Origin of the sequence: Ureibacillus manganicus DSM 26584, assembly GCF_000772945.1 — a bacterium.
Lineage (GTDB): Bacteria > Bacillota > Bacilli > Bacillales_A > Planococcaceae > Ureibacillus > Ureibacillus manganicus.
This window is the reverse complement of sequence record NZ_JPVN01000026.1, coordinates 16,434-38,995: the sequence shown is the minus strand read 5'-3', so window position 1 is coordinate 38,995 and position 22,562 is coordinate 16,434. Positions and strand designations below refer to the sequence as shown.

The 22,562-nt window shown below is 29.9% G+C and carries 19 protein-coding genes; 2 read left to right on the top strand and 17 right to left on the bottom strand.

From position 1 onward, the window contains the following. The first annotated feature begins 287 nt into the window (after positions 1-287). Positions 288-683, top strand: coding sequence for a hypothetical protein (locus CD29_RS16330; RefSeq protein ID WP_036189237.1), 396 nt, complete (start codon positions 288-290; stop codon positions 681-683). A 184-nt stretch (positions 684-867) separates the two neighbouring features. After that, positions 868-1,482: a hypothetical protein gene (locus CD29_RS16325; RefSeq protein WP_036189236.1), complete on the top strand. Its 615-nt coding sequence runs from the start codon at positions 868-870 to the stop codon at positions 1,480-1,482. A gap of 374 nt (positions 1,483-1,856) precedes the next feature. Here the strand turns inward: CD29_RS16325 and galE are convergent, their stop codons facing one another. The 17 genes from galE to CD29_RS16240 form a co-directional block, all read right to left on the bottom strand. Continuing rightward, the gene (galE, locus tag CD29_RS16320; RefSeq protein ID WP_036189233.1) at positions 1,857-2,858 is read right to left on the bottom strand and encodes a UDP-glucose 4-epimerase GalE; all 1,002 of its coding nucleotides are present in this window, start codon (positions 2,856-2,858) and stop codon (positions 1,857-1,859) included. A 38-nt stretch (positions 2,859-2,896) separates the two neighbouring features. Next, a complete protein-coding gene (locus CD29_RS20055) occupies positions 2,897-3,907 on the bottom strand; it encodes a nitroreductase family protein (RefSeq protein ID WP_197061776.1) in 1,011 nt (336 codons plus the stop codon). Between the two features lie 55 nt (positions 3,908-3,962). Beyond that, positions 3,963-4,958, bottom strand: a complete 996-nt coding sequence (locus tag CD29_RS16310) for a glycosyltransferase family A protein (protein ID WP_052124216.1) — start codon at positions 4,956-4,958, stop codon at positions 3,963-3,965. Beyond that, the gene (locus CD29_RS16305; protein ID WP_036189230.1) at positions 4,942-6,486 is read right to left on the bottom strand and encodes a lipopolysaccharide biosynthesis protein; all 1,545 of its coding nucleotides are present in this window, start codon (positions 6,484-6,486) and stop codon (positions 4,942-4,944) included. Before CD29_RS16305 ends, CD29_RS16310 begins: the two co-directional genes overlap by 17 nt. A 459-nt stretch (positions 6,487-6,945) precedes the next feature. After that, on the bottom strand, positions 6,946-8,085 hold the full coding sequence (locus tag CD29_RS16300; protein WP_036189228.1) for a polysaccharide pyruvyl transferase family protein: 1,140 nt from the start codon (positions 8,083-8,085) through the stop codon (positions 6,946-6,948). A 436-nt stretch (positions 8,086-8,521) separates the two neighbouring features. Continuing rightward, positions 8,522-9,574: a glycosyltransferase family 2 protein gene (locus tag CD29_RS19770; protein WP_052124215.1), complete on the bottom strand. Its 1,053-nt coding sequence runs from the start codon at positions 9,572-9,574 to the stop codon at positions 8,522-8,524. A 68-nt stretch (positions 9,575-9,642) separates the two neighbouring features. Beyond that, positions 9,643-10,695 carry a glycosyltransferase family 2 protein gene (locus CD29_RS19765; RefSeq protein ID WP_052124214.1) on the bottom strand — a complete coding sequence of 351 codons (1,053 nt, stop codon included), beginning with the start codon at positions 10,693-10,695 and terminating at the stop codon, positions 9,643-9,645. Positions 10,696-10,724: 29 nt separating this feature from the next. After that, a complete protein-coding gene (locus CD29_RS19760) occupies positions 10,725-12,014 on the bottom strand; it encodes a hypothetical protein (protein WP_052124213.1) in 1,290 nt (429 codons plus the stop codon). Positions 12,015-12,044: 30 nt separating this feature from the next. After that, positions 12,045-13,253, bottom strand: a complete 1,209-nt coding sequence (locus CD29_RS16280) for a glycosyltransferase (RefSeq protein WP_036189225.1) — start codon at positions 13,251-13,253, stop codon at positions 12,045-12,047. Further along, positions 13,253-14,380, bottom strand: coding sequence for a non-hydrolyzing UDP-N-acetylglucosamine 2-epimerase (gene wecB / locus CD29_RS16275; RefSeq protein ID WP_036189222.1), 1,128 nt, complete (start codon positions 14,378-14,380; stop codon positions 13,253-13,255). The genes CD29_RS16280 and wecB overlap by 1 nt, the downstream gene beginning before the upstream one ends. Positions 14,381-14,383: 3 nt before the next feature. Next, positions 14,384-15,493 (bottom strand): capsular polysaccharide biosynthesis protein CapF, encoded by a 1,110-nt coding sequence (locus tag CD29_RS16270; protein ID WP_036189219.1) that lies wholly within the window; start codon positions 15,491-15,493, stop codon positions 14,384-14,386. Between the two features lie 14 nt (positions 15,494-15,507). Continuing rightward, entirely contained in the window at positions 15,508-16,545 is a 1,038-nt protein-coding gene (locus tag CD29_RS16265) for a nucleoside-diphosphate sugar epimerase/dehydratase (RefSeq protein ID WP_036189217.1), read from the bottom strand. A 3-nt stretch (positions 16,546-16,548) separates the two neighbouring features. Next, on the bottom strand, positions 16,549-17,784 hold the full coding sequence (locus CD29_RS16260; RefSeq protein WP_036189215.1) for a glycosyltransferase family 4 protein: 1,236 nt from the start codon (positions 17,782-17,784) through the stop codon (positions 16,549-16,551). 16 nt (positions 17,785-17,800) lie between these two features. Then, positions 17,801-18,646 carry an NAD-dependent epimerase/dehydratase family protein gene (locus CD29_RS16255; RefSeq protein ID WP_036189213.1) on the bottom strand — a complete coding sequence of 282 codons (846 nt, stop codon included), beginning with the start codon at positions 18,644-18,646 and terminating at the stop codon, positions 17,801-17,803. Next, positions 18,643-19,263: a sugar transferase gene (locus CD29_RS16250; RefSeq protein WP_036189211.1), complete on the bottom strand. Its 621-nt coding sequence runs from the start codon at positions 19,261-19,263 to the stop codon at positions 18,643-18,645. Before CD29_RS16250 ends, CD29_RS16255 begins: the two co-directional genes overlap by 4 nt. A 29-nt stretch (positions 19,264-19,292) precedes the next feature. After that, positions 19,293-20,597 carry a glucose-6-phosphate isomerase gene (locus CD29_RS16245; protein ID WP_052124212.1) on the bottom strand — a complete coding sequence of 435 codons (1,305 nt, stop codon included), beginning with the start codon at positions 20,595-20,597 and terminating at the stop codon, positions 19,293-19,295. A gap of 46 nt (positions 20,598-20,643) precedes the next feature. After that, positions 20,644-22,488 (bottom strand): polysaccharide biosynthesis protein, encoded by a 1,845-nt coding sequence (locus CD29_RS16240; protein ID WP_036189208.1) that lies wholly within the window; start codon positions 22,486-22,488, stop codon positions 20,644-20,646. Positions 22,489-22,562 lie beyond the last annotated feature (74 nt).

Sequence of the window (22,562 nt, the reverse complement as noted above, 5' to 3'; positions counted from 1 at the left end):
TACAAAACGTCGGCAAAATGTCGTGCATCTACTGTACTACTGTCGTGAACTATTTCATCAACCTACTGAAATTCAATTCACCAGATTGCGGTAACCATTACCAGAGACTTCTCAGAAATTACTTAAAAAAAGAAATATAAAAATATATATATTGTCAACTTCCGTTGACGTTGCAGCTTATTTTCAAAAAGATTTATAAAAAATGTCTCATTTAACTGCAAAACTCACTATCTAATAGACAGGAAGGTCTGATTCATCACTAAACAAGAACAATAGGAGGATACCTAATGAACACTGCTACAACAAACCCTGAATTACTAGATGGCCACGAAGTTAATGATACTAATGATCTATTATACCAGCACACATTCTTACAACTCTCTATTGAATTAGCTTTTAAACTAGGATTGAATGAATCCATCGTCATTCTTAAACTACTCACACTCATTGAAGAAAGTTCAATTCTTCTAGATGGCCACTACTGGGTTCACAAAACATACGATGAATGGCAAGAACAATATTTTCCTTTCTGGTCCAAAAAGACTGTTTCAAGGATCTTTTTAAAATTAGAACAAGAAGAAATCGTCATAGCAGAACTTCGAAGACTTCATCCTTACGACAAAACGAAGTACTATCGCATCAACTATGAAATGCTAAACCGTTACCTGAAGCACAAGGAGTAACTACTAACTGAAAATAAAAAGGAGTGCCGAGACTAAAATCCCGCCACTCCTAAAAAAAGTGTCCATTCCTTTTCAGATCATTTAACAAATATTTCAAAAATCAAAATCCAAATTCTCCTCCAAATCTATTACAATATAGGCAATACAATATTTCTCATATTTTATTTAATGGAGGAAATAGTAGATGGGAAACTTAAGCGAATTAGCAAATGTAAGTTTAATAAATCTATTATCAAACTATCTCAATGAACGCCTTGGCCTAACAATTAAAATAGAATGGAATGAAAAGCTCCAAGGCAGAGTTCATGAACTCTATTATGTAGAATTTAACAAATACATAACAACACCTGAACAACTGCAACAATTGATCCAAGTCTGGAAACCAATTTACGAGCAGCTATCTTTGTTTAATGATTATCTTGCACTACGATTACAAATGACAACAAACAATTCGTATAACGTAGTGGAGCAATTAGAGGAACTGATGAAAGATGTGCACACCCCACGATTAGAACTTTGGATGGACGCCAAATCTCGGGCGGAACTCATTAACCAACTAGACGACTCCGCCTTCGTAAAAAATATTATTTCAAAAAAACAGTTGCACTACCTTGCCGTCAACACAAGCTCAGTACAAGAACTCTATGAACTCATCCAACATAAAATCACTCCCTTTAAATTTGTGAAAAACACCACCTCAGAAAAACTACAATTACAACTAAAAGAAAGTTTTCAAACATTACATAGGGCACTTCAACATATGAAGAAAAACAGGAAGTTGAGGTTTTGTATTGTTTAGTGGATAAGCTGGAGGATTTTTATGCGTGGTTGAAGGGGTTAATAACGGCGATAAAAAAACAATTACAAGTTAGATAGAGTTTAATCAAAAAAATTTATTCAAACATACATTTATATTTCAAGTTAAACACAAAATAGCAGATATACTCTAATACTAAATGTAGAAATATGAAATTACAAAGAGTTCTTATATGTTGATTTTTGAATTATGGAGATTTTCAATTATTGAAAGTTTTTTAAAAATCAATATTTAACTTTACTGAATTTTAAATACATAGAGTTCAAAGTTAATTATCAAAATTGATCAAATTTAAAAGCCCGCTTAAAAACAAAAATAGCGGGCAATTCTATCAAAAATTAATATAAACGTTATAATTAACTATATTCTATATAATTCTTTTCAAACCTCCATGCATCACGGCACATAGTGATTAAATCACGTTTCGCTTTCCAGCCCAGTTCACGTTCCGCTTTTAAAGCATCAGCATAGAACGAAGCTATATCACCAGATCGTCTAGCAACTATTTCATATGGTACTTGAATATCATTAGCTTCTTCAAAAGCCTTCACTAACTCTAATACACTTGTACCTCTACCGGTTCCTAAATTATAAATATGTACACCCTCAGTTAATTTTTCCAATGCGGCAACATGGCCCTCAGCAAGATCAACGACATGAATATAATCACGTACTCCTGTACCATCTACTGTTGGATAGTCATTACCAAATACATGTAGTTTCTCACGTTTTCCTTTAGCAACTTGTGTCACAAATGGCATGAGGTTATTTGGTACCCCAGTCGGTGCTTCACCAATTAAGCCGCTTTCATGTGCTCCAACGGGATTAAAATAACGTAAAATAGAAACTGAAAAAGTAGGATTTGCATTCGTGATATCCATTAAAATCCGTTCACTCATGGTTTTTGTTTCTCCATATGGACTAGTTGTTGGCAAGAGATCCATTGTTTCAACAAAAGGTACCTGGTTGTCTCCGTATACAGTTGCTGAGGAACTAAAAACAAATCGATTGACACCATATTGTAAACAAGCTTTAGCTAGTACCATCGTGCTAACCAGATTATTGTAATAATACTTTAGAGGCTTTTCAACGGACTCACCTACTGCTTTAAGACCTGCGAAATGAATCACACCATAAATATCATGATTAGAAAATATATTATCTATTGCTTTTTCATCTGTAACATCAATCTGGTAGAATATTAAATCTTTATTTGTTATTAGCTTTACATTATCTAGGGATTCTACTTTACTATTACTTAGATTATCCGCAACGATTACCTCATGACCTGCTTCTAATAAAGCAACACATGTATGCGAGCCAATAAAGCCTGCCCCTCCTGTTACTAAAATATTCATTTATTATCCCTCCAATGCTAATATAATTGGATTTTTTATTAATTATAAATAACCGTCATCACTTCTTCTGCTTCACGTCTTGGTGAGGCAGCTACCTTAAGTCTTTCCGGTAAATTTCCTACAGCAATCATCATCAATAACACTTCAGATTCACCAATCCTTGCAACCCTTTTAAGAGCTTGTTCAGTTTCATTTGTGACTGATAAATTTAATGCACATGTTCCTACTCCTAATGAATGCAATGCGTAGATTAATGACATGGAATACATACCACCATCAATATAACTCTGATTTCTTTCAATAACTCCTCTGAAATCCTTTAATTCGCATGTAACAATTAATATTTTACTAGCTCTATCTCCAAAACCAGCATTACCATTTTGATACTTCAAAACTTCCTTTTTTATCACTTCGTCACTATATACATAAACCTTTGATGATTGTCTATTGCATACGGATGGTGTTTTTTGCGCAATTTGAACTGATTCTTTTATTAACTCTAAATTTACATCACCTGGAGCAAAATCACGAATACTATATCTGGAGTAAGCAAAATCTTTAAAGTTTATACCACTTTTATCGATCTGTTCTTTTTTTAGTTCAATAATTCCACCAGTACTCAAGGTGTTTTCTTTAGGTAATGTCCTACTTAATTTTTCAATACGATTAAATAAGTCATCTAAAATCAAATTATTATCTTTATTAAAATCATAATATGCATATAATGTATTCAAAGTTATGATTGAAGTATCATCCCAATGATATTTATCTACATAATTCTCTAATTTAGACAATAAGTATTCTACATTTTCCTCACCAAATCCAACTCTTGGATTTGGTAGTGATAAACCCTTCTCAATTTTATGATAGAAAAATATCAAATCCGCTTCATGATGTCTTTTCTCTTTTGTAAAACCAAATTCAAAAGAGTATTTTTTAAATTTTTCCATATCAAGTTTATAATTTTTTTCTAAATTTATAATTTGTAATTGTTTAAGTAGTTTCTTTTTTATTGGTTTTGGGATAATTTTTTTTATAAAATTTATCATTATTTCACCCTTCAATTTCATATTCATTTGGCAATGCATACGTCTAGATTTAATATTATGTTTTTTTCTTGTTCTTTAATAAGCTCTTTCTAATCTTATTAAATCTATTATACAGTTTAAACTTTGCCAAAAAATACGTAACTTTGTCCAAATTACTAATAGCATATTTATGTGATAAAATTTTATATTCTGTTTTAATTATTAATTGATCTTCTAATTGAATTGCTAAATAAAATCTATTTCTTGTATATTTTTCTGCGATTATATTTTTATATTTTTGTTTCTCAATTTTATCCATTTGAATTGTATTAATTGTATTAATTAAAATATCTTCATGATCATTACAACGTTTCAATTGGTCTCTTAACTTCTTTATGCTGTGCGAATGACTATCATCTCTGATAACATAGGTATAAAGTGGTTCATCAATAAATCCACATTTATACTTGAACATTATCGGTAATAAAATCTGCCAATTTTGTCCAGCCCTAGTCGGGTATATTGTTCTCTTTGGATTCACTTCCAAGAATGCACTTTTTCTTATCATAAAACAACCAGGAGCAAACCAAACTTTATCTTCAATTAAATAATCATAAAACAATTCTTCTTTATATTTATTCGGATTATCTTTTGCAAAATAACCCACAACCTTTGATAAGTCATGTTCACTCACCTTAAAGGCATCACTTCTTACAATACCGTATTTTTTGTTATTTTCTAGATATGTCACTTTTTTTTCAATACTATCAATAGATAAAAAGTCATCTGAATCTGGCCAAGTTATATATTCACCAGTGAACCTTTTCAACCCTTGATTCAAAGCAGCTGCTTGCCCTGCATTTTCCTGATAGATATAAATAAAATCTATTCCCTTTTCTTCAAACTTTGGTTTATAGGACAGAACAATATCTTCTGTTTTATCAATTGATCCATCATTTACAAAAATAAATTCTAAATTTGTATAGGTTTGATTAATGACTGAATCAAGATATCTACTTACATATTTTTCACCATTATAACATGGTGTGATGATGCTAACTTTTGTCTCCATTATTTTTACTACCTCCCTTCATAAAAATTGATTGTAAAATACCAATTAATCCTCTAAACTCTTCAGTTCTATAAAAAAATAACATTATTAGTGCATTTGGAATAATTGCACAAACAACTAATCTAATAATATAGTTCTCTATTGTAAAATCTGCAAAATACGACTCTAATAACCAAAATGTTAAATTTCCGATGATTGTTAATATTACTAAGTATTTCAGATAGGATTTAAAATATAGTATTGAACTAGTTTTAAATACATATTTGTATACGAGATATGGTTTTTGCCAAGTAGGCAATACTAGACTTGAAATGATTGTTCCAATAAAAACACCTATAAGACCCACTTCTTGAACTAAAATGATTGAAAAGACTAAATTGACAGCTGATTGGATTAAGGGTGAAAACTTATCTACATCATATAGACCAGCCGCTGATTTTACAGTTTCAATAGACATTCTCATTCCTGTTAAATAGAAATTGATTAGAACTAACAAAATAATTTCTATCGATAACAAATACTCTTTCCCTAACCATAATTCTATTGTAGGATTTAATAAATTTAAAAATGATATTGATGCAAAGCTATAAATCCAAAAAGCTATAAAATTTGTAACTTTAAAAACTTCTAATTTCCTATGGTTAGATTCGGTAGCTATTAAATTACCCATACTTGCAGCAATACTATTAAAAAAAAGTGTGATAAATGAATTAATTGCATTTATGATCATAGTATAATTTGAATAAAACCCAACAACTTTTACACTAATAAAAGCCGAAATAAGAATATTATCCGTACTATGAATACTAAAGCTACCTATTTTATGTAAAACCATTGCTTTTATATTTTTATTTATTTTCTTTAGCTCATCTATTGGTAGCTTTTCAGTTACTCTGACGTTCAAGATCGGGTACATACGAGTTACTATGAAATTTATATAAACTGTTTGAATAAATAAAATGATGATATTAGAGATTAAATATAAAATAAAATTATGAGTTATTATTAATACCAATATTTGAGACACTGATGTTAAAATTGTGAAAAATAAATTGATTACTCCGAGTTGATACTCTTTTTGATCGGCTTTTAATAAGGTGACTTTATAATTTATAAAATAGGGAAAGCTAGTTTGAATAACATATAAAAACATAATAAACCATAAATCCCCAATATCTCCAGGATCTTTTACGATAATATCAATAAATATTAAAAGAATCATACCTGCTAGAAAAATTGCAATACCTATAATTGTATAAGCCTTTTTATAGAAATTCATTAATAATGAAATTTTATAAGTATCTTTTGTTGCCAATGGTTTATATAAACTAAAAGTTATGGCAGTTCCAATCCCTAGCTCTGCAATAGAGAGCATTGACATTACATTAATCATTAAACCATTAACACCTAAATAAGAGACTCCTAAGGTATTAATAAATATTGTTCTTGATACAAAACTTAATATTAACGTAATTAATTGAATTGCAATTCCAGTTGAGTAATTCAATAATGAATTCTTAATTCTCATTTAAATAATCTCCCAAAAAAAGCTATGATAGATTTAAGATTGACAATCTATTAGAAAGTAAATTTAGTATTATTAAAAATTAATATCCACATATCCCCAACTATACTATGTAATCTAAATTTCAAAAAAATTCCATTTTTTTATGAACCAAAGAATATATTGTTAATTTATATCTGAACTATATTATACATTGTTTAAACACCCCAAAAGATGAATAGAACAAGTATTTTCTATTGTCAAATTTAGAACATAGCTTTTAGCTTATATTAATCATTCCATAAAAAATTAAATCCTTATTTAATAGATTCTTCAATTTTACTTGAGTATAAATGGAAAAAATATATAATGATAAAAAATTCTTTCACTTATTTTTCATCTTAAATCTATTTATTTCATTTATAAGTGTGCCAATATTTCTATATTTACTATTGATTAACTGGAGTAATTAATATTATCTATTTAATAAAAGAAAGAATTCTTGAATATTGACAAAGATTTTTCTCTTTCTTCTAATAAAACTTCTCTAGTTTCACTAAAATCCAAATACATCCATTCTGTTGGTTTTTTTATCAAATAATTAATTTGTCTATTTTCCAATTTAAAGGTTTGCAGAAGTGTTTCTATTCTCGAATACATTGAAGGTCCATTTTCGTGTCTTTTAAAAACAATAAAAGGTGTTTCTAAAAGGATTGAAAATACAACACCATGAAATGAATCTGTAAGGAATATAGATGCAGAGTTAATAAAATCTACAAAATGACTAGGACTCGCATTATAAAGCTCTGTATATTTATAATTTTCTAGTTGAATAATCTCTAAATTATTTTCAATAGAAATCTTTTCTATAAAATTGACCGTTTCAGGTGACATTTCTCCTAAAAAATATGTCAGTAAAAACTTCTTTTTGGGCTTATTTTTATTTTCTTCAGCTATTGAAAGCCATTTTTCTTTTGTTAATAGCATTGTTGGGTCTAAAACCAATTGTGCATCTTTTCCAGTTAATTTTTTTACAATCTCTACACCAGCCTGTTCTCTAACTAAAATACTTTTCATTCCACTTAATCCATTCTTCACTCTATCTATATAGTTTTCAGGAATCTCATTAATTCCAAAACTAGCTGCATATGATAGACGTTTTTCTTTTGGCGCAAATGTTAAATATTCAATCGCAGGTACTATTTTTTCATGCTGATGATAAAAAGGATTCCAAATTTGATCACTACCAACTACAAAAAAATCATACTGACTATCTAAAAAATCAAGGCTAGTATCACTAGTTATGGAATATGAAGTTTCATTTATATACTTTTCTGTGAATTGCTTGAACGCCATGATACGATTATTATTGGCATTCTTTCTTTTTGATGCTGTTAATTTAATCGAAATCATCTTTTTAAAATTTGTTGGATTAATATTTCTAACAATTCGTTTTACAATTCTAGTCATTTTATTTTCGTTAGAGCTTAAATGTAATTCATGATGAAGTATTGTTTCTACATCATAATCAAGTTTCTTTATAACTTCTTGCAAAGCGTAATTTTGTAATCTATTTCCATAATTAAAATAGCCATTTAGAGTTATTATTGCAACGTTTTTCAATTTTAAATTCCCCTAACTATATAATCATTATTTATTAAATCAAATTTCATCTGAAAAAAATAATAGGAAAAAATATATTTAACCTACTTAATCAACAGTCATAAGTCAATCCAAACTTTCATATTCTTAAGGCAAGGTTAGGGCTAAAATGTTAAATATATCTATTAATAATTACATATAAAATAATTAGAGATTGATAAAATGTTACTGTGTTACAGTTTTTATACATTTTAGGTACCATTTAAAAAGAACTTTGATAAACCCAGAAAATGGAACAGATACCACTTTACTACTAATTCTTTTGAAAATGCAGTTCAGTGTACTTATCCTAAACTTCTGAGTAAGAAAAAGAGCACCTAAAATAAGAATTTCTAATTGATAAATAACTATCAATGGTATTTATTTAGTAATAAATAGGAACACTTCAAAATTCTATTCATGTATAATTTCTTTTATGAGATTTAATTATTTTAACTAGAGTCTTCATTTGCAAATAGATAAAACCATAAATAAAAAGTAGTCTCTTACATTTTTTTGTTATTAGAAATATAAAAAATTTATGATTTAGTCGGAATTGATTTTTATCGATATTTTTTAATGCTTCCAGTAGAAACGGGTGATTTATATAACGTACTATATTTCCCATTTTTTCTGAATTTGACAATTTGTTTTCTGTTGAAAACTCCATTATTATGCAATTAATAGTCTGTAAGCACAATCTTTCAGATGAACCCTCTAGTGAAACTCCCCACTTTTCAGCATATTTTTTCGACATTTCATACATCCATAATGCAATCATATCGAAAGAATTAGCTCTAAATTTTTTTGTTAGACTATCATTATCTCTATGATTATAATGATATAAGTTTTTATCAATATAAAGCATTGAATCTATAGTATCAAATAGATCTAACATATATTTCCAATCTTCTCCATAGTCTAACTTTTCGTCCATTAACCCTACTTTTTCAACCACATGACGTTTAAGCAATTTATTACATGGACTACTATAAAGACCATTTTTCAATAAATTGGGATAAACAACATTCTTTATATAGCTATTATCTAATAAGACACCCGAAGGTAAGTTATAAGATGTCAGAATGGTTATTCCTGTATCAATGTAATCATTAGATATTCCACAGAAAACAAGATCCGGATTCTTTTCCATCATCACTTTGTACATTTCATCTAACATATAAGATTCAATCCAATCATCACTGTCTATAAAAAGTAAAAAATCACCAGTAGCAGAATTCACACCTAAATTTCTCGCAGCACTTGGTCCCTTATTTTCTTGATGTAAAACTCTTACTCTATTATCAATTTGTTTATACTTATCTAAAATACAAGATGTTGAATCAATTGATCCATCATTAATAAAAATGGCTTCAAAATCCTTAAAAGTTTGACTTAATATTGAGTCAACACATTTTCTTATATACAACTCTGAATTATAAACGGGAATGATTATACTAATTTTCGGCAATTTCCATCATCTCCCAATTTTTTATATTTTATAATAACCAAAATAAAAAATTAATCATTCATATTGCTTTAATTCTTTCTAGAATTTAAAAATTTAAATCTACAAATTTGCAAAAATGTAGCTAATCCTAATAGATTAAGATTATATAAAATAGCAAATAATAATGAAAAGTATTTCCAATCTTTTCGTGGAATTTCTGTAAAATATTTTCCTACTGCTAATTTTTTTAAGCCTGTATTTATTATTTTAGACTTTTTAAATAAAGATATTTCTCTTTTCATTTCGCTAAATTTTTTATTCGAATGGTGAAAACAATTAAGACAACAATTATCAATTGCAGTGAAAGAATTAAAAGAAATTAAATCATAATTTTCCTCAAGCTTGTTTATAGATTTTGCATATTTATATAAACTGGTTACTAGTTTAATATAATTAATTACTAAATCTTTTTTGGGGTTACTAGTTACAGAATTAAGATTTTGAAAATAATAATAAGTGGTTTCATTTATTAACTCTACCGTAGGATAATTTAAATATAACTTAATATTAAATAGTAAATCTTCCCCATAGTAAATTTCACTTTCAAACTTTATTCCTTTCGATTTTACAAAATCTAGTCTATAAAATTTATTACCTGCACTTGCACCAAAACTTTTTCCAAAAAACACTCTAAACTTCTGCTTAGTTTTCATCAATTCTTCTGGTTCAATCTTTAAGTTATCAAATGAAATTATCGAAGAAATAAAACCATTCTCATCAACATAATTTAATTTACCAATAATAATATCTGCTTGTGTTTCTTTTGCTCGTTGGTGAAATATTTGAATTGAATCAATAGGGATATAATCATCCGAGTCTAACAAATAAAAGTAATCACCAGTCGCTAAATCTATACCTGTATTTCTTGCTTCGGAGACGCCTTCATTTCTTTTTTTGTTAATTAACTTAATTCTATTGTCTTTTAATGCATATTGATTACAAATATCTCCACTTTTATCAATTGAACCATCATTAATTAGAATAATTTCCAAATTTTTATAGGATTGATTAATAACACTATCCAGGCATTTTTTTAGAAACCTTTCAGAGTTATAAATTGGAATTATTATACTTATTTTCATATTAACCTCACTAGCAAATTTAGTTTAATTTAATGATTTTTGTTATCGGTTAGCTCAGCATTTGTAAGCTGTGGCTTTGATGTAATTTGCCTAATAATCCAAAACAGAAACCATATTAATGTAATTATAAATATTGCACCTTTAATGAGTTGATTTGGGGAGTATAAATACCATCTAGGTACTGTAAATACTACAGAAAGTATCAATATTTTTTGATAATCACTACCATTAAATTTAAGTTTATTAAGTAACATCACTACAATAAAGGATATTAATATTACACCTAACCAACCAAACCAAAAATAAAAATGAGTAGGTAATAAACCACCTCCCATATTATAAAAGAATTCTGTAGCAACAAACGTTGTTACATCTGATTCTATTGAGTCTGAAAGAAAAAAAATAGATTTAAAAAACTCTAAGAACGAATTAATTCTTTGACTAATATTAGCCACATCTGTGGCTGCAACATGTGTGGCTGAGGCATAGTAAGCAAATGTTGCGGTATCAAATACAAAATAACTTTCTTTTAAATTATTATATAATCCTATTAGGTTAACGTTTGCAAAAGAATAATTTATTCTATATGCTGCTACAAAACTATTTAAAAAAACTCCAATTATTGTTATTGTAATAATATTCTTTATTGTTAATTTTCTTATCAACATTGTGATAAAAAATAATATTATTAATTGTACTGATGTTATCCTTCCACCATAATAAACATCTTGGAAAATAAATAGTCCTATTAATAAAGTAAAAATGATTTTTCTCGTACGAGAATTTCCTGAAAAGTAATATGCGAAAAGAAAAAGTATTTTTGAGTATTCAAATATGGGTGAAATCCTAACCTCGTAGTAATTATAATCACCTCTATCTACACCTATTACAAGAGAAACTAATAACATAAAAATAGTGACATAGAATGCAATGAAATTATCTTTGGGTTTTAATTTTATAGTTTCTAGCTCATTATTTTTACCATCATAAAACAAGTTTACAATAAACATAAAAAGTAAGATGACCCTAATCGTAATACCATAGATTTCTTGTGTTTTTACTTCAAAAAACGGCACACTTAAATCTCCAATAATTAAATATTCACCTATAACAATACTATAATTTACATAGCAAATAAAAATGAACATTAAAAAAAATGCAAGATTATTTCTGCTTCTATAGACTAGTAACAAAGATAATATTAATACAACTAAAGCATCTATAATATTTGTGTAAGAGCTTATTGGGATCAAACTTACATATGTAAATATTATCGATATAATAGATAACTTAATTATGGTGAAGGTTTGTATTTTCATTTTTAACTTAACTCCTATGATGAAAACCAGTTAGTAGTATAATTTATTATAAATATCAATATATTCATTATATCTATCTTTATCATAATAAAGCTTTTCAGCTCGTAAAATAGAATTTTTTGAATAATCTAAGATTCTATTACCTATACTTAATTTTCTAATACTAGATAATACATCATCAATATCACCTTTCTTCACTACAAAACCACAGCTATCATCCACGCTTTCTATGCTTCCACCAGTTTCAAAAGTTACTACTGGTGTTCCACAAGCTAGTGCTTCTAAATTTGTAGTTGGGAAATTATCTTCTAAAGTTGGGTTTATGAAAATATTTGCTGTAGAGTAAATTTCTACCAACTCATTGACGTTATTAGTTTTAGTAATACCTACTATATTCTTAGGTAGTAGACTTTTTTGTTTTTCAGTTAAGCCTACTAAAACGATAATTTCATTTGTATTAATTCTTTCGGAAAGATCTATAAAGTATTTTAATCCTTTTCTTCTATCCCAAATATTCGCAACTCCTAATATAACAAATTTATTCTCCAGTCCGTACCTCTCTCTAAAATTGCTTTCAGTTGGTTTAAAAATACGTAAATCAATTCCATTATTAATTACTTTTACGGGATATTCGTTTAAGTAGGATTTTTTAACTAAATTCGCCAACCATCTTGATGGTGTTACAATCGTTAAATCCTTTACACCCGTAAAAATATCATTTTTTCTCATGAAGTTATTTTTAGAATTATCTATCAATAAGCTTCCTGGGTATGTACTCTTTTCCGGACAATTACTGCATAGAGTTTGCCATTTTTCACACCCTATATAATCAAAATATGCACAATGACCAGTAAACGCCCAACAGTCATGTAAGGTCCATACTACTGGCTTTTCTACTTTTTTTAGATAGTTAAATAACAATTCAACATTTAAATAATATCCATGAATATTATGAAGATGAATTATATCAGGATTAATATCTTCAATTTTATTAATAAATTCCCTAGTTGCTTTATTTGATCCAAATCCATGTTTATCAAATATCCTAGTTAAAGCAAGGTGAGAATAATTATCCAAATTTGTACCAATTCGGATAGCCCCATTAGAATTTTTAGGTAAACCCCTTCCGTAAGCAATAATACTATCGTGTCCTTGTTCAAGTAGTAAATTGTGAATATCCGTTACAATTCTCCCAGTACTACCAACTCCACAAACTGAGTTTATTTGTAATACTTTCATTAATTTTTACCCCAATTAACTCTATTAACATAATCAATGTAAGCTAATATTATTCTAAGAACTTTGTCAGAAACATTGGGCATTGTATAATCTTCAACAGTTCTTAATGTACTCTTATTTTGTGTTTCCAATATTTCCAACCCTTGCAGTATTCTTTCTAATTTTAATCCTACCAACATTACAGTGGCTTCTTCCATTGCTTCTGGTCTTTCATGAGCCTGTCTTAAATTAAGTGCTCTAAATCCAAGTATTGAAGATTCTTCACTGATTGTTCCACTATCACTAAGCACCGCTTTTGCTTTGATTTGGAGCTTATTATAATCGCTAAATCCAAGTGGTTTCATTGTTTTTACAAGAGAGTTAAATACTATACCCTTTGCTTCAATCATATTTTTAGTTCTTGGATGTGTACTTATAATTACAGGCATATTATATTTTTCAGCAATAGCATTTAAACTATTTACCAAACTAAAAAAATTAGTTTCTGAATTGATATTTTCTTCTCGATGGGCAGAGACAACGAAGTATTTACCTTCCTCCAAGTTAAGTTGTTCTAAAATATTTGATTTATCGATATCTGCTTTTTTAGAGTGTAACACCTCGAACATTGGGCTACCTGTCTTAATAACACGATCAGCTGGTAATCCTTCTCTTAGTAGATAATCTCTAGCAATATCGCTATACGTTAAATTAATATCAGAAATATGGTCAACAATTTTTCTATTTGTTTCTTCTGGTACTCTTTGATCAAAACATCTATTACCAGCCTCCATATGAAAAATTGGAATGTGTCTTTTTTTTGCTGCAATTGCACATAAACAACTATTTGTATCGCCTAAAACTAAAAATGCATCAGGTTTTACTTCTTCTAAAATTGGATCTATTTTAATCAGAATATTACCTATAGTCTCAATTGCAGTTCCTGTAGCTGCATTTAAAAAATAATCTGGTTTCTTCAACTTAAAATCTTTAAAGAATACCTCATTTAATTCATAATCATAGTTTTGACCAGTATGAACTAATGTATGGTCAATTGCTTCTGATTCTTCTAATTTATTTATTACTGCTGATAATCGAATAATTTCAGGTCTTGTCCCTACTACGGTCATTACTTTTAATTTTTTCACTTATTAAACCTCCACAAAGTAAGTATCTGGTTTTTCTGGATCAAAACATTCGTTTGCCCACATTACTGTTACTAAATCATTTTTTCCTATGTTGACAATTGAATGCGTATAACCTGTCGGAATATCTACTACCTCTAGTATTTCTCCACTTACTTTATATTCAATTATCTCATCAGTATCTATTTTTCTAAATCGAATTAGACCTTCTCCACTAACAACTAAAAACTTTTCATTCTTTGTATGATGCCAATGGTTCCCCTTTGTTATTCCTGGTTTTGAGACATTTATTGAGACTTGTCCACGCTCAGGAGTTCGAATAAATTCTGTGAATGATCCTCTATAATCTACATTCATTTTGAGATTATAGGAAAATTCGTCCTTAGGCAAAAAGCTTAAATATGTGCTATACAGCTTTTTAGTAAGAGAATCATCCATGTCTGGTATACTTAAGTTAAGTCTACTATCCTTAAAACTTCTGATAAGATTTGCCAATACACCAAGTTTAATATTATGTGTAATTGGAATTACACAATGTTCACCCTGTATTGTAGGCTTTCCTTCTAATGCTCTTAAGAATTCAATAAGAACATCATCGATATAAGCTAAATTGAGATCCACTTCGGGATCATTTATTTGTATACCTAAACCTCTAGATATGTTATGGCAAAAAGTTGCCACTACTGTATTGTAATTTGGTTTACTCCATTTTCCGAATAAGTTAGGTAATCTGTATACATATACAGGGATATTATTTTCTTTTCCATAGTTGAATAATAAATCTTCTCCTGCTTTCTTACTTTTACCATAAGGATTATCATTTTCTGCTTGAATAGAAGATGTAATCAGTACAGGTGCATTATTTCCATGTTTTTTCAATAAGCTTAGTAACTGAGAAGTAAATTCATAATTACCTTCCATAAATTCGTTTTTATGTTGGGGTCTGTTTACCCCAGCCAAGTTGAAAACGAAATCACATTCCAGTGTATATTTATCAAGTAATGATTCATCAGTTTCTCTTGTAAATTCAAATATATTTTCATAGCCTTTATTATGAAGTTCTGCTACAAGGTTTTTTCCAACAAATCCTTTAGCACCAGTTACAAGAATATTCATAATTCAACTCTCCCTTAATTAAATACGTAAGCTTTTTTATGCCATTCCTCAAGTTCATTTCTTACATAATCTAATTCAAGTAATTTTTCTTTAATTTCTTCTACTGATAAAATGTGTGTATTGTCAGAGTTGTATTCTGCAATTGAAGTTAGTTTTTCATTACCTTCATCAAAATACTTATCATAATTAAGATCCCTATTATCTGCTGGTACTCTGAAGAACCCACCTAAATCTTCCGCAACAACATATTCCTCTTTTGTTAGTAATGTTTCATAGCGTTTTTCACCATGTCGAGTACCAATTATTTTAATTTCATTATCAACAGCAAATAATTCTTTTACGGCTTGAGCTAAGTCACCAATAGTACTTGCAGGGGATTTTTGAACCATGATATCCCCAGCTTCAGCATTTTGAAATGCAAATACAACTAACTCAACAGCCTCCTCTAAACTCATTAAGAACCTAGTCATATTTGGATCAGTAACAGTTAGAGGTTGTCCATTTTTAATTTGATCTATAAATAAAGGGATAACTGATCCACGAGAAGCCATTACATTACCATATCTAGTACCGCAAATAAGTGTTCTTTCTGGATCTACTGTTTTTGACTTAGCAACATACACTTTTTCCATCATTGCTTTAGAAATTCCCATTGCGTTTATTGGGTAAGCTGCTTTGTCTGTTGAAAGACAGATTACCTTTTTAACACCATATTCAATAGCGGCTGTTAATACATTGTCAGTACCTAAAATATTTGTTTTTACCGCTTCTAATGGGAAAAATTCACACGATGGTACTTGCTTTAAAGCTGCAGCGTGGAAAATATAATCTACTCCATGCATTGCATTTTTTACACTAGCAAGATCTCTAACATCACCTAAATAAAATTTTAATTTATCATTTTTATACTGTTTTCTCATATCATCTTGTTTTTTTTCATCTCGAGAAAAAATACGGACTTCTTTAATATCGCTATTTAGAAATCTTTCCATTACAGCATTTCCAAAAGAACCAGTTCCACCAGTTATCAGTAAGGTTTTTCCATTAAACATTTATTAATCCCCCAATATTCTCTGCATCATTCTAACATATTGATGAGTGCATTTTTCTTCAGTATATTTATTTAAGAAAATCTCCCTACAATTTTTACCCATATTTTTAAGTTTTTCGCTATCACTTCTTAGTTCTTCTATAGCACTTACCATTTTTAAACTCTCTCTTCCTTGCACAGAGTACCCTGCCTCATTTTCTATCAAGTCTTTAGCTATATCAGATTCCTCACCCATAATTGCGATAATGGGTTTACCTGCCATCATGTAACTATAAGTCTTACTAGGAACAGCTAGGCCAGTTAAACCTTCTGCCAAACTTACTATAAAACAGTCGCTAATACTAAGTGCATCTTGAAAATCTTGTCCGTGAAGGAAATCGAAAACAGTAACATTTTTGAGATTCTCTTGTTCTATGGTGGTTTTTAATATTCCCATTTTATTTCCATGTCCAGCAAATAGAAAATGAACGTTAGAATCATTTCTTAAAATTCTAATAGCTTCTATTATAGTTTCAATGTCTTGTGCAATACCCATGTTTCCAAAATAGGATACTACTAAATTAGAATTAGATTTAATTGAACGTAAGAGTGAATTATTTATCTCAGATTCATTATCAGCTATTCCTGTATCCTTATACCAATTTGGAATAACTTCAATTTGCTCAGGTGCCAAAGAAGCTCTATGTTCAAGTAGATATGATTTCATTTCATTTGATAAAGCAACAACAGTATTTATTCTTTTAAATACACTCTTGTTAATAAAATTCATAATTTTGCTCAATATACTATGCTTTGTAATAGTATTTGTCATATATGCAATTTCCGGATATATATCATAGCTAACAAATATTACTTTTGTTCCAAATATTTTATTTGCAACCGTTGCTATAAAAGGTAATACAGGTGGGTTTGAATAAACAATAATTGTTCTGTAATTTTTTAAATTAATAAATCGAAAAGCAACAGAAATTGTAAAAGAAAAGTAATTTATTAATCTTCCTATAAAATTACTTCGCTTTAACTGAATATACTTTAATCTTTTTATATTAATACCTTTATGTGTTTCTTTTAATGGTACTATTTCTTTTAGGTTGTATTCTCTCGGGTATCCGCAAATAGCATCAACGGAAAATCCCGCTTCTTTAAGTGAGAGAGCAGTATCAAATGGAAGAGTTGCAGATGATACATATTCCGGATAAAAATACTGACACAAGAATAGAACATCTTTCTTTTTTTTCATCAGATATCTTCTTTCTTTATTTAATTTCAGTGAACTTAATAGAATCTTCAAAAGAAACTTGTTCAATTTTTCTAGAATCCGATAGATTCTTTTCGTAAACTAAGTCACCAAAGACTTTATTTATAGTATCGTTTTTCTTGAAAAATAAAATTAAAGGGTTAAACAATTTAGTAAGCCTAACCTTATTTCCATTAACTTTTGCAATTAATACTACCATTTCTGAGGTTTTTACATACTCAACATTTTGTGGGTAAAATAAGCCACTCTTTAGATTATCAATAATATCTTTTACAAAAAAAGATAAATTTTCAATATATATCATACTTCGTTTATTTTCAATATCTGGGAAGAAAGGTACCTTTAGAGCAAGGTTAGCCAATCTTAGGTAGTTTCCTTTACAACCTTTACCGTAAATCATGGGTGGGCGTAATATTACAACTTTAAAAGACTCATTCTCTAGAGTTGATATTAAATTTTCAGCTTGAAGTTTCGACTTTCCATAGCTATTTTTTGGCTTAAGAGGGGAGTAATTATCAATAACTCCGTTATCAATACCATAAACACTCATTGAACTAATAAATATAAATTGCTTAACACCATTAGATTTTGCTTTCTTAGCTACCTCATAAGCTAGATCACGATTTACTTTATAATATAAATCTTGATTTTCCTTAGTTTCCTTAATATGTGCAATTCCTACTGCATGATAGACAACATCATATTTAGAAAAGTCCTTCTCTTTCCACAATTCATCTCTCAAACCTAATGTCTCTATTGAATATTGATCAGGATAATTACTTAAAAGGTTTTTTAAACTAGTACCTACAAAACTAGTACTACCTGTTATCAGTACTTTCTTCATTTTGGGATTTTCTCCTTAGAAGTTTTTATACCAGTGGCACCTTCGACTACCCCATCACGTTTAGTAACGCTAACAATCGTTCCGAAAAAACACTTAAAATCTATCCAAAAACCAATTTTTTCAATATATTCCCCATCTAATTTAGCTTTAACCTCTATAGGTAGCTCGTCTCGACCGTTAATTTGAGCCCATCCTGTTAATCCGGGTCTAATATCATTTGCTCCATATTTATCACGTTCACTTAGTAAATCATACTGATTCCATAGGGCAGGGCGTGGTCCAATAATACTCATTTGACCAACAAAGATATTCCAGATTTGAGGTAACTCGTCGAGAGATGTTTTTCTTAGAAATTTACCCATTCTAGTTATATATTGTTCTGGATTTTGAAGTAGGTGGGTAGGTGTATCTTTAGGTGTGTCAATTTTCATCGTTCGGAACTTTAATATATAAAAATGTTCTTTATTAATCCCAACTCGTTTTTGTTTAAATAAAACTGGACCTTTTGAGTCTAACTTTATAGAAATTATAAGTATTAAAAATATTGGTGATAATACAATTAATCCAATTACAGATAAAATTATGTCTAGTAATCTTTTGATTTTTAAATATAACACCTATGCCACACTCCATGTTTCAATTATTCCTACATTGGTCTTAACGCTAATTTTTTCGATTCATTCAACAACTGTCCAATATGACATTTATAAGCTTCCACCCCAGGCTGATCAAACGGATTCACTTTCATTAAATAAGCACTCATAGCACAAGATATCATAAAAAATTGAATCAAATAACCAATATGATATGCATTAAGTTTTTTTAATTCTAATTGAATTACCTGAATTCCACCCTCAGCATGCGCAATTGCCGTACCCTGTTTCGAAATTGCATTAATCTCATTAAAACTACGATTATCTAAGTAGTTTAATTGATCTTCATCTCGCAAATGATAAGGCACATTGTAATCGTCAGTTACTTCTCTAAAATGTAGTAAGGTTTCAAAAAGCATCGGACTTCCCTCTTGTATAAACTGCCCAATCGAATGCAAATCTGTCGAAAAATTTGAAGTTACAGGTAAGATACCTTTTTTATCTTTCCCCTCACTTTCACCAAACAACTGCTTCCACCACTCATGGAATTTCGCAAGTCCTGGTTCAAATGATGCAAGCATTTCCACTTTGTAACCTTGGTTATATAACTCATGACGAATTGTTGCATAACGATACGCTTCATTCATTTCAAGCGATTCTTCATTAAGTTCAATAGCAGCCTGTTTAGCCCCAGTAAGTAATTCTTCAATATCAACACCTGCAACGGCTATAGGTAGCAATCCTACAGGAGTTAAAACAGAATAACGCCCTCCTATATTTTGCGGAATATTAAACGTACGATAATTATGTTTCTCTGCCATGTCATTTAATAGTCCCTTTTCAGGATCAGTAGTCACGATAATCCGTTGAACAGCTTCATCTCCATATCGTTCTTCCAAATATTGACGAAACACGCGAAAAGCAAGAGCTGGTTCCATCGTAGAACCAGACTTTGAGATTACATTCACATATATTTCTTTGTTAGCTAAACTTTTAATCAATTGGTTTATATATGCCCCACTTAAGTTTTGACCAGCATAAACGACTTCTATACCATTTTCATGTGATCCGAAGTATGGTGTTAAAGCATCTTGAATAGCTTTGGCACCAAGATAGGAACCACCAATACCAACTACTACCAACACGTCAGCCTTTAACTTAATTTCACTCGCAACTTCTAAGATGGATTGAACTATTTGGGTGTTGTCTTCTAAAGGTGCATGGACCCAACCAGTTGGCTCATCTTTTGTCGTGTGTAGATGTTGGTGGATTTCTGCCACTTTTGAAGAGTATTTTGATATATCAACGTTTAGTAATTCTTCATTTAATATTTTTGTATGAAGATATTGCTTTGACACCTATCTCCCTCTTTTCAATTTATCGTTATCGGAATGGTAGGTATTCTTAAACCACAGAAACTTTTAACTGTTCCTTGTCCATAATTACTTCCCATTTCCCATTCGCCACCGCAACCACTTCATCCTTAATCTCGTCTATTTCTAGAGTCTGCAATTTAATAAGTAGTTCATTAAGCGCATTATAATTTAATGGGTTTGCTTTACCCACGTGGATTTTTGGATAAATATGTTCTTCCTGAATTTCTTCCGCATTTAACAGTTCTTCATACATTTTTTCACCAGGACGAATGCCTGAGAATTCGATTTTGATATCATTTTCAGAGAATCCTGATAGACGTATTAAGTTACGCGCTAAATCTACAATCTTCACTGGCTCACCCATATCAAGTACAAATACTTCTCCACCTTTAGCAAGCGATCCTGCTTGTAGTACAAGTCGTGATGCTTCTGGAATTGTCATGAAGTATCGAGTCATATCAGGATGTGTAACAGTAACTGGACCACCAGCCGAGATTTGTTGTTTAAAACGCGGAACAACACTTCCCCGCGATCCAAGTACATTTCCAAATCGAACTGCTGCATAGTTTGTCTTGCTTCTTGTCGCTAAATTTTGAACAATCATTTCTGCAATACGCTTAGTTGATCCCATTACGTTCGGTGGGTTAACTGCTTTATCCGTAGATATAAGTACAAAGTTTGATACACCAAATTCATTTGCAGCGTCTGCAACATTTTTCGTTCCAAAAACGTTATTTTTTACAGCTTCTTTTGGATTGTACTCCATTAGCGGTACGTGTTTATGTGCTGCTGCATGGTAAATTACATCTGGACGATACTGAGCAACGACATCAAATATACGTTCACGGTCTTGTACATCCGCTATAATTGGAACTATTTCTATTTTTTCATTTCTGTATTTTTCATTTAACTCCATTAGTATAGTGTAAATAGAGTTTTCACCATGTCCTAATAGTAGAAGCATTCTTGGTTTAAATTTCATTACTTGACGGCAAATTTCCGATCCAATGGATCCACCAGCACCAGTTACAAGAATAACTTTTCCAGAAAGCTTTTTAGAAATGGCGTTCATATCAAGTTTCACTTCATCGCGTCCAAGTAAATCTTCAATTTTTACATCCTGCATATCTTTGACAGATACTTTTCCAGTCATGACGTCTTCAATCTTTGGCATGATTTTTACTGGAACATTTGACTGTTTACATACTTCATAGATTTCTTTCATACCCATTTTCCCAAGAGATGGGATGGCAATAATCATTTCTTCAATGTTCTTTTCACTTACGATTTTCGGTATATCTTTCACTTTTCCCAAAACTCTCACGTCATTAATACTTAGTTTATGTTTTGATGGGTCATCATCTATAAATCCAACAGGATTGTATTCTGGGTTTTGGTTACGTTTAATGTTACGTACTAACATCGTCCCAGCTCGTCCAGCCCCAACGATTAATACTCGCTTTAAATTCCCCTTAGGTGAGATTAAGCTACGATCGTGATAGATTCGTAGTAAAAATCTAGAACCGCCTATAAGGATTATGTGCAGGAACCATGCGACCATCATCACTCTGAAGTAAACATCACCAATCATTATTAACTGGAATAAGCTTGCTACCCCAATGGAAATTGTTACCGCGTAAATAATGATGACAAGCTCCTTTACAGAGGCTACACTCCACAATCGATTATATAAATGGTAAAAATATGCGACGATATGATGACTAATTAATATCGTTGCAGAGCTCAGTGCAATCAGTGGGTTTGAGAATAAGGTAAGATCTGGGTGGATTATCCAATAGCCGAAATAAATCGAATAGATCACAATCAATGAGTCTAATAAGAAAAACACAAGATAACGAAACTTATAATTCATGAATTATACCTCTTTCAATAATTGGCTTTTTATGGAACCGTTGGGATATCCATCCGTTTTTATATGTATTTTTT